General features: G+C 69.7%; 14 protein-coding genes and 1 tRNA gene. 12 read left to right on the forward strand and 3 right to left on the reverse strand.

The annotated features are described in order from the left end of the window. Positions 1-93: 93 nt before the first annotated feature. Genes OG257_RS31445 through OG257_RS31455 form a run of 3 tightly spaced genes read left to right on the forward strand, consistent with a single transcriptional unit; the run spans position 94 to position 2838 of the window. The gene (locus tag OG257_RS31445; RefSeq protein ID WP_329215446.1) at positions 94-1128 is read left to right on the forward strand and encodes a chorismate-binding protein; all 1035 of its coding nucleotides are present in this window, start codon (positions 94-96) and stop codon (positions 1126-1128) included. Then, positions 1125-1946 (forward strand): aminotransferase class IV, encoded by an 822-nt coding sequence (locus OG257_RS31450; RefSeq protein ID WP_329212881.1) that lies wholly within the window; start codon positions 1125-1127, stop codon positions 1944-1946. Before OG257_RS31445 ends, OG257_RS31450 begins: the two co-directional genes overlap by 4 nt. Positions 1947-2001: 55 nt before the next feature. After that, positions 2002-2838, forward strand: a complete 837-nt coding sequence (locus OG257_RS31455) for a GNAT family N-acetyltransferase (protein ID WP_329212882.1) — start codon at positions 2002-2004, stop codon at positions 2836-2838. A gap of 49 nt (positions 2839-2887) precedes the next feature. On the opposite strand, the gene OG257_RS31460 is transcribed toward OG257_RS31455, so the two are convergent. Continuing rightward, complete coding sequence (locus tag OG257_RS31460) at positions 2888-3403, reverse strand: DsbA family protein (RefSeq protein WP_329212883.1); 516 nt, start codon at positions 3401-3403, stop codon at positions 2888-2890. Positions 3404-3557: 154 nt separating this feature from the next. On the opposite strand from OG257_RS31460, the gene OG257_RS31465 reads away from it, so the two are divergent. The 3 genes from OG257_RS31465 to OG257_RS31475 all read left to right on the forward strand — a co-directional run bounded on the left by OG257_RS31465 (position 3558) and on the right by OG257_RS31475 (position 5671). Further along, on the forward strand, positions 3558-4022 hold the full coding sequence (locus tag OG257_RS31465) for a hypothetical protein (protein WP_329212884.1): 465 nt from the start codon (positions 3558-3560) through the stop codon (positions 4020-4022). A gap of 301 nt (positions 4023-4323) precedes the next feature. Further along, positions 4324-5343 carry a LacI family DNA-binding transcriptional regulator gene (locus OG257_RS31470; RefSeq protein WP_329212885.1) on the forward strand — a complete coding sequence of 340 codons (1020 nt, stop codon included), beginning with the start codon at positions 4324-4326 and terminating at the stop codon, positions 5341-5343. 172 nt (positions 5344-5515) lie between these two features. Beyond that, positions 5516-5671, forward strand: coding sequence for a hypothetical protein (locus OG257_RS31475; RefSeq protein WP_329212886.1), 156 nt, complete (start codon positions 5516-5518; stop codon positions 5669-5671). 73 nt (positions 5672-5744) lie between these two features. Here OG257_RS31475 and OG257_RS31480 read toward each other — a convergent pair whose 3' ends face one another. Together OG257_RS31480 and OG257_RS31485 are read right to left on the reverse strand one after the other, a co-directional pair. Then, a complete protein-coding gene (locus tag OG257_RS31480; protein WP_329212887.1) occupies positions 5745-6302 on the reverse strand; it encodes a CGNR zinc finger domain-containing protein in 558 nt (185 codons plus the stop codon). A gap of 454 nt (positions 6303-6756) precedes the next feature. After that, on the reverse strand, positions 6757-7170 hold the full coding sequence (locus OG257_RS31485) for an SsgA family sporulation/cell division regulator (RefSeq protein ID WP_003959770.1): 414 nt from the start codon (positions 7168-7170) through the stop codon (positions 6757-6759). Positions 7171-7360: 190 nt separating this feature from the next. On the opposite strand from OG257_RS31485, the gene OG257_RS31490 reads away from it, so the two are divergent. From OG257_RS31490 to OG257_RS31515, 6 genes are all read left to right on the forward strand, one after another. After that, positions 7361-7816 (forward strand): TIGR02611 family protein, encoded by a 456-nt coding sequence (locus tag OG257_RS31490; protein ID WP_329212888.1) that lies wholly within the window; start codon positions 7361-7363, stop codon positions 7814-7816. 54 nt (positions 7817-7870) lie between these two features. Continuing rightward, positions 7871-7942, forward strand: a tRNA-Val gene (locus OG257_RS31495). A 217-nt stretch (positions 7943-8159) separates the two neighbouring features. After that, entirely contained in the window at positions 8160-9449 is a 1290-nt protein-coding gene (locus OG257_RS31500) for an ABC transporter substrate-binding protein (protein WP_329212889.1), read from the forward strand. Between the two features lie 11 nt (positions 9450-9460). Next, a complete protein-coding gene (locus tag OG257_RS31505; protein ID WP_329215448.1) occupies positions 9461-10453 on the forward strand; it encodes a carbohydrate ABC transporter permease in 993 nt (330 codons plus the stop codon). Then, on the forward strand, positions 10450-11310 hold the full coding sequence (locus tag OG257_RS31510; RefSeq protein WP_329212890.1) for a carbohydrate ABC transporter permease: 861 nt from the start codon (positions 10450-10452) through the stop codon (positions 11308-11310). Before OG257_RS31505 ends, OG257_RS31510 begins: the two co-directional genes overlap by 4 nt. Before the next feature lie 49 nt (positions 11311-11359). Further along, entirely contained in the window at positions 11360-11908 is a 549-nt protein-coding gene (locus OG257_RS31515) for a hypothetical protein (protein ID WP_329215450.1), read from the forward strand. Positions 11909-11910 lie beyond the last annotated feature (2 nt).

The following is an 11910-nucleotide window of genomic DNA, read 5'->3' on the forward strand; positions in this document are numbered from 1 at the left end:
AAACGCGTTTGCGCAGCGTGCTGCGCTGCCTCCGCCCCGCCGCAGGTCACCCCGCACCGTTCTAGACTCACCAGAGTGCACGACCTAGCTCCCATGGCCCGCTTCGGCGGCCTCATCGCCTCAGGCCTGCAGGATGTGACCAGCGATCCTGCGGCTCTCGAATCATCCGGTTTCTGGGCTGTATCCGCCGATTTCGAGGGCCGTCTCGTCTGCGCCCGCTTCTCCACCGTACGGACCGAGCAGGTGCCCCTTCCCGTACCCGGGGCCTGGCGTGGACCGGCGCCGCAGGACTGGATCTCATCGCTCGACGAGGACGCCTACAAGGCCGGAGTACGGCGGATCCGTGAACACATCGCGGCGGGCGAGGTCTACCAGGCCAACCTCTGCCGGGTCCTGTCCGCACCGCTGCCCGGCCCCGCCGCCGACGTGGACGCCCTCACCGCCCTGCTGGCCCGCGGCAACCCCGCTCCCTACGCGGGGACGATCCGGCTGCCCGCCCAGGGCGTCGAGATAGCCACCGCCTCCCCGGAGCTCTTCCTGAGGCGCGAGGGCCGGATCGTCGAGTCCGGGCCGATCAAGGGAACCGGGCGGACCGAGGACGATCTGCTGGAGAAGGACCACGCCGAGAACGTGATGATCGTCGACCTGGTCCGCAACGACCTGGGCCGGGTGTGCGCGACCGGCAGCGTGAGCGTCCCCGACCTCTGCGTGGTGGAGAAGCACCCCGGACTCGTCCACCTCGTCTCCACCGTGCGCGGCCGGCTGGCCGACGGCGCCGGCTGGCCGGACCTGCTCGCCGCCGCGTTTCCGCCCGGATCCGTCACCGGTGCCCCCAAGTCCAGTGCGCTGCGGATCATCGACGCCCTGGAGACATCGCCGCGCGGTCCGTACTGCGGAGGAATCGGCTGGGTCGACGCGGACAAGGGCACCGCGGAACTGGCCGTCGGTATAAGGACCTTCTGGATCGACCGCACGGGCACCGCACCCGAGCTGCGCTTCGGCACCGGAGCCGGCATCACCTGGGGATCCGACCCGCAGCGCGAATGGGCGGAGACCGAGCTGAAGGCGTCCCGGCTGCTCGCTGTAGCGTCGGGCGCCTACGAGGAGACAGGAAGGACCGCGTCATGAGGATTTGGGTCAACGGCGGACTCCGGGACGCCGATGACGCACGGGTGTCCGTGCTCGATCACGGGCTGACCGTGGGGGACGGCGTCTTCGAGACGGTCAGGGTCGCCCAGGGCCGCCCCTTCGCCCTCACCCGGCATCTCGACCGGCTGACGCGCTCGGCCCGGGGCCTCGGACTGTCCGACCCCGACCCGGACGAGGTCCGCCACGCCGCGGAGGCCGTCATCGCGGCCAACCCCATGGCGCTCGGCCGGCTGCGGATCACGTACACCGGCGGCCTCTCGCCCCTCGGCTCCGACCGCGGAGACGCGGGTCCCAGCCTCGTCGTCGCGCTCGGCGAGACGTCGCGCCGTCCCGACAGCACAGCGGTGATCACCGTCCCGTGGACGCGCAACGAACGCAGCGCGGTGGCCGGGCTCAAGACGACCTCGTACGCGGAGAACGTCGTCGCCCTCGCACGCGCCCACGAGCAGGGCGCCTCCGAGGCGCTCTTCCCCAACACGGTCGGGCAGCTCTGCGAGGGCACCGGATCCAATGTCTTCGTCGTGCTCGACGGCAGGATCCACACTCCTCCCCTCACCTCCGGGTGCCTCGCCGGGATCACCCGCGCACTGGCCGTGGAGTGGACCGGTGCGCAGGAGACGGAGCTGCCGCTGGACATCCTCGGGAGCGCCGAGGAGGTCTTCCTGACCTCCACGCTCCGGGACATCCAGGCCGTTCACCGGGTGGACGGACGTGAGCTGCCGGGCGCTCCGGGGCCGGTGACCGCGAAGGCGATGCGGATCTTCGACGAGCGCGCGGGTGACGACCTCGATCCCTGAGCCCGTCCGGCAAAAACAGGTGACGGACCGAGGCCCAGCGGATAGAACACCCCTGATGACCACCACCCTCCGGCCGACCGGGCCGATCCAGCAAGGCGCCGACGGCGCACAGGAACGCACGTACGACGTGTGCGACAACGGGCGTCCCGTCGGTGCTGTCGCGATCTCCACCGATCCGGTGTTCGGCGCGTCGGCCGGAATAGTCCGGTCGCTGCGCATCGAGGAACCGCACCGCAGGCGGGGCCGGGGCACCATTGCCGCCCTCGCCGCGGAGGAGGTGCTGCGCAGCTGGGGCTGCACCCAGGTCCGGCTCGTGGCTCCCGCGGACAACGAGGCAGCCCGGGGGCTCGGGGCCGTGCTCGGCTACACCGAGCGCAGCCGGAACATGGTCAAGGAGCTCCGGCGGACCGCACCCGCACTCCCGGACGGGGTCACGGGGCGTCCCATGAGCGGCCAGGAATTCGCCGACTGGGCGCGCACGAGCGTCGAGACGTATGCGCAGAACTGGATCGAGCGCGGCGTCCCGGAGGAGCAGGCCCGGCGGAAGTCCGAGACCGACCACGCCACGAACCTGCCGGACGGTCTGGCCACCGAGGGCATGCACTTCCACGTCCTCGTCCACGGCGGCGACGTCATCGGCCACGTGTGGGTGGCGCGGCACGAGACGCCGCAGGGCGAGGCGATGGGATACGTCTTCGATGTCGAGGTCCGGGAAGAGCACCGCGGACGCGGATACGGCCGTGCGCTGATGCACCGTGCCGAGGACATCACGCTCGACTCGGGGCTGGGCAGGCTCGGCCTGCACGTCTTCGCGTCCAACACGCCCGCGCTGCGGCTGTACGAGTCGCTCGGTTACGAGCCGACCCAGTACAACCTGGCCAAGGCGCTGTAGGCGGCCCTCGCGGCCGGCGGCGGCCCGCCGCCGGCAGGCGGACCCGACGTCAGCCGCGGTCGGCCAGCAGACGGTCGGCGATCTCCTCGATCCGCTCGCGCAGACCTTCCTGGCTCTTGCCGCCGTCCAGCCGCTCGTCACCGATCACATACGTCGGGGTTCCGGTGACTCCGATGGCCTTGCCCTCGGCCTGGTCCGCGTCGACGATCAGCATGTGCCGGCCGTCGATCAGCGCGGTGTCGAACTCATCGGCGTCCAGCCCCAGTTCGCGTGCCACATCGAGCAGCACGGGCTCACCGGTACGGGCGAGATCGGCGGTGCGGGCCAGGACGGCCTCGATGTACGGCCACCCCTTGCCCTGCTCGACGGCCTCCTCGGCCGCCTGCGCCGCGGCGTACGCGTGCTTGTGCTTCTCCAGCGGGAAGTGGCGCAGCCGGATCTCCAGCCGGTCGCCGTAGCGGGCGCGAAGGGCGTGGACATCGGCGAGGGCCAGATGGCAGTCGGGGCACTCGAGCTCGCACCAGATGTCCAGGACGACCGGTGCTGCGGGGGTGGAATCGCTCATGGGATCAGTCTTTCAGGCCGGACCTGCGCTTCCCAATCGGCACCTGGGGAGGACCGCGGCCCTGAAATGTCCCTGATGTGGCCCGGGACCGTGGCCCCTGAGCCGTGACCGGTGCAGGATGGAAGGGACGTTTCCCGATGTGCTGGAGGCACCGATGCTTGCCGAGACCATCTGTTCCGCGGTGTCGGCGGCAGGCCTGGGCATCGCCGCGATCACCGCGTACCGCAAGCGATTCCTCGCGGCGACCAGGATCGCCGCCTACTCGCTGGTGCCTGTCGGCCTCGTCATGACCGGTGTCGTCGAGTGGTTGTCCGACATCGTGTTCAAGCCCAGCGTCTGGCTCGGCTTCGGGCTGCTCGCGCTGGCGTGGCTCCTCTTCATGACCACACGGGCCGTGGAACGTCGTGGTGGCTCCACCCGCAAGGAGCGCAAGGCCGCGCGGGCCGCCTCGCGCGGCGATGCCGTCGCCCCGGCCGCGTCGGCACCCTCACTGACATCCGCGAGTACGACGGCCCGCCCGCAGCCGCAGTCGCAGCCGAAGAAGAAGCCGCAGCAGGCCGCCGCGCCCGGTGAGGACTTCAGTGACATCGAGGCGATCCTGAAGAAGCACGGCATCTGACAGGGCGCGTCCGGGCGCCGCGCGGCAACGCGATGACGCCTGTAATATGAATCGATTCATGCCGGGAGGCGTGCGCGAGCCGCTCGCGCCCGCTTCACGCATCGGTATATTCGGGGTTGCTTCGATCCGATCTTGACGGTAATGCGGGGATGGAGCTAGCGTCCCGGACGGATTGAAACAATTCATTCCTGGGCCGCAGGGCAAGGACGACGGGCCGGCGGATCGTGCCGGATGCCGTCCGCACGACAGGGATACGCCGCGCCGGTGCGCGGCGGCCGGACGCATCAGTGGGGCAGGGCAAGTGGCGCGTGTGGCAGGGATCAAGGATGTGGCCCGGCAGGCCGGAGTCTCGGTGGGCACCGTCTCCAATGTGATCAACCGCCCCGAGGCGGTGCTTCCGGACACCCGGGCCCGGGTGCTGGCGGCGATCGAGGAGCTCGGTTACGTACGCAGCGAGTCGGCCAGGCAGCTCAGGGCGGGCCGCAGCCGGATCATGGCCCTGCTCGTCCTCGACATGGGCAACCCCTTCTTCGTCGACATCGCCCGCGGCGCGGAACGGGCCGCCCGGGACGCCGGCCTCGGCGTGATGGTCTGCAACAGCGGCCAGAGCGCGGAGGAGGAGGCCGAATACCTCGGTCTCTTCGCCGAACAGCGTGTCTGCGGGGTGCTCGTCACCCCGGCCGACGCCACCGGCGGCAACCTCGAGGCGTTCGGCCGCCACCGGATTCCGTACGTGCTCGTGGACCGGGTCGCCCCGGGCGCCGAGACCTGTGCCGTCTCCGTCGACGACGTACGCGGCGGCAAGCTCGCCGTCGGGCACCTCGTCACGGCGGGGCACCGCTCCGTCGCCTATGTCAGCGGCCCCGGCGACCTGCACCAGATCAGGGACCGCCGTGAGGGTGCCCTCTCCGCCCTCGCCGAGGCCGGACTCGGCCCCGAGGCCCTCGTGGAGATCCCGTCCGACCGCCTGGACGTGGCGGCGGGCCGGGACGCCGGGGCCCGGCTGCTCGGCCTCGTACCGCGGCCGACCGCCGTCTTCTGCGCCAACGACCTGCTCGCCCTCGGCGTCCTTCAGTCGCTCTACGCGGCGGGCGTCCGGGTGCCCCAGGACGTCGCCATCGTCGGTTACGACGACATCGAGTTCGCCGCGGCGGCCGCCGTGCCGCTGACCTCGGTCAGGCAGCCCGCCGTGCTCATGGGCAGGATGGCGGCGGAACTCCTTCTCGAGGAGGCGGACGACGGGGACGGCAGCCACCGGCACCGCAGCGTGGTGCTCCAGCCGGAGCTCGTCGTACGCGCGTCCAGCGCCGGTCCGCGCTGACGCCCGGACCGAGCCCGGAGCGGGCTGCACGGGCCGTGGGCGACGGGTGCGAATGTGTGACGGGGGATCGGACGCCGGAGCGAATCCACCCCGTACACAGGGGGTGAACTCCCCGTGCGAAAAGGCGTGTTGATCGCCAACGGGGGTGCCTCTGCGTCATGATCGCTTCGAGATGGTGGACACATACCGGGGCGAGGCCCCCGCATCCCCTGCCGAAGAGCCGCGTGGCTGCCTCTTCGCGCTGTCCCAGCCACCCCTGATGATCTTTCTGACGGTGATCGGCAGTCTCCTGCTGATGGCCGCGCTGCATGATCTCTTTCTGCTGTGAGCGGGCACCGGCCTCCGGGACCGCCGCTTCGCCCGCCACCCTGCGGGGTCCCGACCGGCGCGTGCGGCGACCGTCAGCGCGCCGCTTCCCGGCGTCGGGCCCGGTACGCGGCGACATGGAGCCGATTACCGCAGGTGCGGCTGGAGCAGTAGCGGCGCGAGCGGTTGCGGGACAGGTCGACGAACGCGCGCCGGCAGTCCGGCGCCTCGCACCGGCGCAGCCGCTCCTGTTCGCCGGCCACGACGATGAAGGCCAGCGCCATGCCGCAGTCGGCCGCGAGATGGTCCGAGACGGAGGCGTCCGGCGCGAAGTAGTGGACGTGCCAGTCGTAGCCGTCGTGGTTCGTGAGCTGCGGGGTGGTGCCCGCGGCGGCCACCAGCCGGTTGACGAGATCGGCGGCCGTACGGGCGTCGGGCGCCGCGAACACTTCGGCGAACAGGCTCCGTACGTCCCGTACGGCGCGCAGGTCCTTCTCGCCGAGCTCGCCCACGCCGCTGATGAGATGGCGCTCCGCGAAGTCGTAGAGCGCATCGACGTCGGGGAGCCCGTCGGCCGGCTCGCTCTCCGGCGCGGTGTTCACCAGATCGACCACCGTGTCGAGGGCGATCCGGGTGTCGTGTGGGATCAGCACGCTTCGCTCCCTGGCCTCCGGCGGGCGGGTGCCCGCCGATGCCGGGTGACTCTACTGGCTCGGCGAAGGCGCCACGGGCCCGGTACGGGCTTACGGGCGAGCGGGAGCACCTTTTGCCGGTCGGATGTGCGGCCGGAGCGTGTGACGGCCGTCTGGCGGCCCTGGCGGTCACTCGTGAGGCGCTTCGGTGCCCGTGGGGCGGGTGGGGCGCGTGGGGTCGCGAAGGACGGCGCCGAGGCCGTCGGTCCCGGGGCCCGCGAGAGCGACGGCCCGGGTCCCGGGAGGGCCCGCGAGAGCGACGATCCCGGCCTCGGAAGGGCCCGCGCCCCGGGCGCGCGCCGACGCCGTCGCCGCGGTGGGTTCCGCGGCGACGGCGCCGGTGTCTGCCGTATGAGGTTGTCCGCGCGACGCCGTCTCCCCGAGTCGGACGGCGTCCCGCAGCTCTCGGCCTGGCTCAGCTCTCGGCCAGGATGTGTGAGAGCTCCGTGTCGAGATCGAAGTGACGATGCTCGGTGCCCGGCGGAACCGCGGCGTCGGTCCTTTTCAGGAACGACTCCAGGGCCCTTGCCGGAGCTTCGAGCAGGGCTTCTCCCTCCGGGGAGCTCAGTGCGATGCAGACGACGCCCTGGCCGTGACTACGTGATGGCCAGACACGGACGTCTCCGGTGCCGGTGGGCCTGTGCAGCCCCTCGGCAAGGAGGTCACGGGCGAAAACCCACTCGACCGTCTCCTCCGCTCCGGTGTGGAAGGTGGCGTGCACGGCATAGGGATCGGCCGTGTCATACCGCAGGCCCGCGGGTACAGGCAGTGAGGACTCGCTCGACACAACGAGGCGCAGGTGCAGCTCGCAGCTGACCGTGGTGTTCATAAGCGCCAGGGCCTTTCGCTCAGTGTGCGCTCGGGGATTCGCACGTCGGCGAAATCGACATGCCACCTACGGTGGTGTTGTAAACCCCTCTGACCTATTTGTGATGCTTCGGGCGTGTTGTGGGGCGGTGTGTAACTTTGGGTGATGCGTCCATTCCAGTGACCGACACCGTTCGGGTAGGTTGGGCTTCATGAATGCGGAGAGTGACGAGCGGAGCGAGGTCGCCTCACGGCCGGCCGCGGAGTCCGCGACGGGGGATGCGGCGACGGCCGAGAGGGAGCTGGGCTCGCGGGCGCCGGGGTTCATCAAGGCGTCCCGGCTGTTGCACGTGAGCTGGCAGGTCGGCATTTTCGTCGTCGGCCTCGCGGTGGTCGGAGCGGGCATCGTGATGCTGCCGCTGCCGGGCCCCGGGTGGCTGGTGATCTTCGGGGGCATGGCGATCTGGGCGACGGAGTTCGTCTGGGCGCAGCTCGTCCTGCGCTGGACCAGGCGCAAGGTCACCGAGGCCGCTCAGCGCGCCCTCGATCCCAAGGTGCGGCGGCGCAACATCATCCTCACCACGGTGGGGCTCGTGATCATCGCCGTACTGGTCGGGATCTACGTCTGGAAGTTCGGGATCACCATGCCGTGGAAGATCGAGCAGTGACCCGCTGATGGTCCGGAGGCACCGCTGACATGGGGTAATGTTTGCGGTGCGCCGGGGCGATTAGCTCAGTGGGAGAGCGCTTCGTTCACACCGAAGAGGTCACTGGTTCGAACCCAGTATCGCCCACCCCGTACCGATGGCCCGGAAGCTTCAGTCGAAGCTTCCGGGCCATCGGCGTTTTCGCGTGCAGTTGTTCGACCGGTCGGGCAAATCGCCGCAGTTGTTCGGCGGGCCGGGCGTTCCGCCGATTTTCGTCCGAACCGTTGACGAGCCGGGTGCCGCTCCTTACTTTGACCCAGCAAGCGCTTTCTAAAACGATTCAATGCGATGGTGGGGGCAAGAGATGTCTCGGAACAACGGCATGGACCGGCGGCAGATGCTCAAGCTGGCCGGCCTCTCGGCGGCCGGTCTCGGACTGACCGCAGCCGGTTGCGGATCAGGCGGAAGCGGCAGTTCCGGGGGTACGGTCACCATCCGGCACTCCTGGTGGGGTGCCGACGACCGGGCGAAGAAGGTCCAGCAGTGCGTCGCCCTCTTCGAGAAGAAGCACCCGAAGATCAAGGTGAAGACGGACTTCCAGCAGTACCCGGACTTCTGGAAGAAGTTCAACACGCAGGCGGCCGGCGGCAACGCCCCGGACGTCATCCAGAACGCCGTGACCTTCCTGCGCAAGTACGAGGCGAAGAACGTCCTCCTCGACCTCCACCCTCAGGTGGAGAAGGGCAACCTCAGCCTCGACGGCTTCCGTTCCGGCCTGGAGAAGTTCGCCGAGGTCGACGGCAAGCTCCTCGGCGTGCCGGTCGGCAGCAACTCGATGGCCCTCGTCATCGACGAGAGGGTCTACGAGAAGGCGGGCATCGCCCCCGAGATCGGCTGGACCTGGGACGACTGGTACGCGGGCCTGCAGAAGATCAAGAACGGCCAGAAGATCGCCGGTGACGCCGGACCGCACGGCGTGATGTACCTGTACGACCTGATACTCCGCCAGAACGGCAAGGCCTTCTTCACCGAGGACGGCATGGGCTTCGGCGAGACCGAGCTGCTGCCGTACTGGACCGAGGCCCTGGAACGGGTCAAGTCGGGTGTCTACGCCGACCCCAAGAAGGTCGAACAGATCAAGCCCGCCTCCGCGACCGCCAAGGGACTGTCCGCCGGTGAGTTCACCTGGGACAACTTCTCCGTCCGCTACAGCGCCGAGGGCAAGAGCAGCTACGGCCTCGCCCCCATCCCCAGCACGGACGGCAAGAAGACCGGCCAGTACCTGGGTTCGCTGATGCTCAGCGGCACGGCGCGCACCAAGCACCCGGCCGAGGTCGCCACCTTCATCGGCTTCATGACCCACGACCCCGCGGTCGCCAGGATCATGGGGTACGACCGGGGCGTACCCGCCACCACCGCCCAGTTCGAGGCCTACCAGCCCACCGACGCCCCCAGCAAGGCGATCGCCGCGTACGAGTCCGCGATCGCCGGCGCGGGCATCCTGGAGCCCATCACACCGCACCCGGCGGGCGCCGACGTGATCGAGGCGGCCTTCCTGCGCATCTCCGCCGACCTCTCCCTGGGCAAGGCCTCGCCGAAGGACTCCGTGAAGCAGTTCTTCTCCGAGGCCAAGACCGCCCTCGCCTCGAACTGAGAGGGACCGTGGTGACTCACATCCAGACCTCCCCGGGCGCGCTCGCGCCCGGGGACGACCGGGCCGCGGACAAGCGGAACGGTCCCGCAGGCGCAGCGCCACCTGCCGGTCCCAAGGGGCCCGGCAGCCGCGAGAACCTGGCCGGCTACCTGTTCATGTCGCCCTGGATCGCGGGCTTCCTGTTCCTGATCGCCGGGCCCATGGTGTTCTCGCTGTACCTCTCGTTCACCGAGTACAACCTGTTCGAAGCCCCGCGCTGGATCGGCCTGCAGAACTTCACCGACATGTTCGCCGACCCCCGGTGGCGCCAGTCGGTCAAGGTCACCTCCTGGTACGTACTGATCGGCACCCCGGTCAAGCTGGCCGCCGCACTCGCCGTCGCGATGCTGCTCGCGCAGAAGCGGTGGGGCCAGTCCTTCTACCGGGCGGCCTTCTACGCCCCGTCCCTGATCGGCGCGAGCGTGTCGGCGGCCATCGTCTGGCGCGCGCTGTTCTCGGACGACGCCCTCGTCGACCGTACCCAGAAGGTGTTCGGCGTCGAGGTGGGCGGCTGGATCGGCGACCCCGGGGTGATCATCTACGCGTTGATCGCCCTCACCGTCTGGCAGTTCGGCGCCCCGATGGTCATCTTCCTGGCCGGCCTCAAGCAGGTCCCGCGCGAACTGTACGAGGCGGCCGAGGTGGACGGAGCCGGCCGCTGGCGCAGGTTCTTCCACATCACCCTGCCGATGATCTCGCCGGTGCTGTTCTTCAACGTCCTGCTGGAGACCATCCACTCCTTCCAGATCTTCGGCTCCGCCTACATCGTCAGCAACGGGAGCTGCGGACCGGCCGACGCGACGCTCGTCTACACCTGCTACCTGTACGAACAGGGCTTCGTGAACAGCCGGATGGGCTTCGCCTCCGCCATGGGATGGCTGCTGCTCGTCGCGGTGGGCCTGGTCACCGCCGTGCTGTTCTGGTCCCAGAAGCGCTGGGTGCACTACGAGGAGGGCGGCCGATGAGTCTCCGAGACGCAGCCGTACGACGCCGGGGACCCGGCGCATTTGCCTGGCACCTCGGTGCACTGCTGATCCTCGCCGTGGTCCTCTACCCGGTGGTGTGGACGATCGGTGCCTCGTTCAAGCCCAGCGCGGACATCATCGGTGCCCTGGACCTGTTCCCGGCCGACCCCATCACGGACAACTACACCCGGCTCACCGAGGGCATCGCCGACATCCCCATCTCGACGTTCTTCCTGAACTCGGCTTACATCGCTGTCGGTTCGGTCATCGGTGTGGTGCTGTCCTGCTCGCTGACGGCGTACGCCTTCGCGAAGGTCCGCTTCGCCGGCCGCAACGTCATGTTCGCCATCATGATCGGCACCCTCCTCCTGCCGTACCACGTGCTGATCATTCCGCAGTACGTGCTGTTCCAGAAGCTGGAACTGATCAACACCTTCACGCCGCTGCTCATCGGCAAGTACCTCGCCACCGACGCCTTCTTCGTCTTCCTGATGGTGCAGTTCATGCGTGGCCTGCCCAAGGAGCTCGACGAGGCCGCGCGGCTCGACGGCTGCGGGCACCTGAGGATCTACTGGTCGATCGTCATGCCGCTCTGCCGGCCCGCGCTCATCACCAGCGCCATCTTCACCTTCATCAACGCCTGGAACGACTTCATGGGCCCCCTGCTCTACCTCAACGAGCCGGACAAGTACACCGTCTCCATGGGGCTGAAGATGTTCATCGACCAGGACGCCGTGGCCGACTACGGCGGCATGATCGCCATGTCACTGGTCGCCCTGCTGCCCGTGCTGGCCTTCTTCCTGGCCTTCCAGCGCTATCTGATCGACGGCATGGCCACCTCCGGCCTGAAGGGCTGAGGCGACCGTGACGACGAAGACCCGTACCGCGGAACGGCGTTCGCGTGTCATGGACCGATTCGGCCTGTTCTCCGAATGCCTGCTCACCGGCGTGTGGATCGCCGTCGCCGCCCTGCCGCTCCTCACGTTCCCCGCGGCCTTCGCCGCGGGGACCCGGCACCTGCGCCGCCATCTGGCGGGCGAGCAGGGCGGCCTGCGGGAATTCGTCACCGACGCACGCGCCGCGGCCCGCGGCGGCTGGCTCGTCGGCGTGTCCGTGTGGGCGGCCGCGGCCCTGCTGTGGCTGGACCTGTCGGCCGTACGCGCCGGGCTGCCCGGCGGTCCCCTCGTGGGCGCCGTCGGCATCCTCGCCCTGATCGGCTACCTGGTCGCGGTCGTACGCGCCGCCGCGTGCTGGGAGCCCGGCGACAACTGGCGGACCCTCCTCGCCGCCGCGGGCCGCCGCACGGTCCGCGACCCGGCCGGCTCCCTCCTGCTCGTCTGCGGGATGGCCGTCGTCGTGCTCTCCGGCGCACTGGTACTGCCGCTGGCCGTCCCCGTCGTCGGGGCCGTCGCCGCCGCGGCCACCGCAGTCGAGGCCCGCCGGCTCGCCCGCTGAGA

The organism is Streptomyces sp. NBC_00683, assembly GCF_036226745.1.
Taxonomy (GTDB): Bacteria; Actinomycetota; Actinomycetes; order Streptomycetales; family Streptomycetaceae; genus Streptomyces.

What these genes read in the sequence shown, in the direction of transcription:
- OG257_RS31445 (WP_329215446.1), top strand. Translation starts at nt 94, where the DNA reads ATGGCCCGCTTCGGCGGCCTCATCGCCTCAGGCCTGCAGGATGTGACC.
- OG257_RS31450 (WP_329212881.1), top strand. Translation starts at nt 1,125, where the DNA reads ATGAGGATTTGGGTCAACGGCGGACTCCGGGACGCCGATGACGCACGG.
- OG257_RS31455 (WP_329212882.1), top strand. Translation starts at nt 2,002, where the DNA reads ATGACCACCACCCTCCGGCCGACCGGGCCGATCCAGCAAGGCGCCGAC.
- OG257_RS31460 (WP_329212883.1), bottom strand. Translation starts at nt 3,403, where the DNA reads ATGAGCGATTCCACCCCCGCAGCACCGGTCGTCCTGGACATCTGGTGC.
- OG257_RS31465 (WP_329212884.1), top strand. Translation starts at nt 3,558, where the DNA reads ATGCTTGCCGAGACCATCTGTTCCGCGGTGTCGGCGGCAGGCCTGGGC.
- OG257_RS31475 (WP_329212886.1), top strand. Translation starts at nt 5,516, where the DNA reads ATGGTGGACACATACCGGGGCGAGGCCCCCGCATCCCCTGCCGAAGAG.
- OG257_RS31485 (WP_003959770.1), bottom strand. Translation starts at nt 7,170, where the DNA reads ATGAACACCACGGTCAGCTGCGAGCTGCACCTGCGCCTCGTTGTGTCG.
- OG257_RS31490 (WP_329212888.1), top strand. Translation starts at nt 7,361, where the DNA reads ATGAATGCGGAGAGTGACGAGCGGAGCGAGGTCGCCTCACGGCCGGCC.
- OG257_RS31500 (WP_329212889.1), top strand. Translation starts at nt 8,160, where the DNA reads ATGTCTCGGAACAACGGCATGGACCGGCGGCAGATGCTCAAGCTGGCC.
- OG257_RS31510 (WP_329212890.1), top strand. Translation starts at nt 10,450, where the DNA reads ATGAGTCTCCGAGACGCAGCCGTACGACGCCGGGGACCCGGCGCATTT.
- OG257_RS31515 (WP_329215450.1), top strand. Translation starts at nt 11,360, where the DNA reads ATGGACCGATTCGGCCTGTTCTCCGAATGCCTGCTCACCGGCGTGTGG.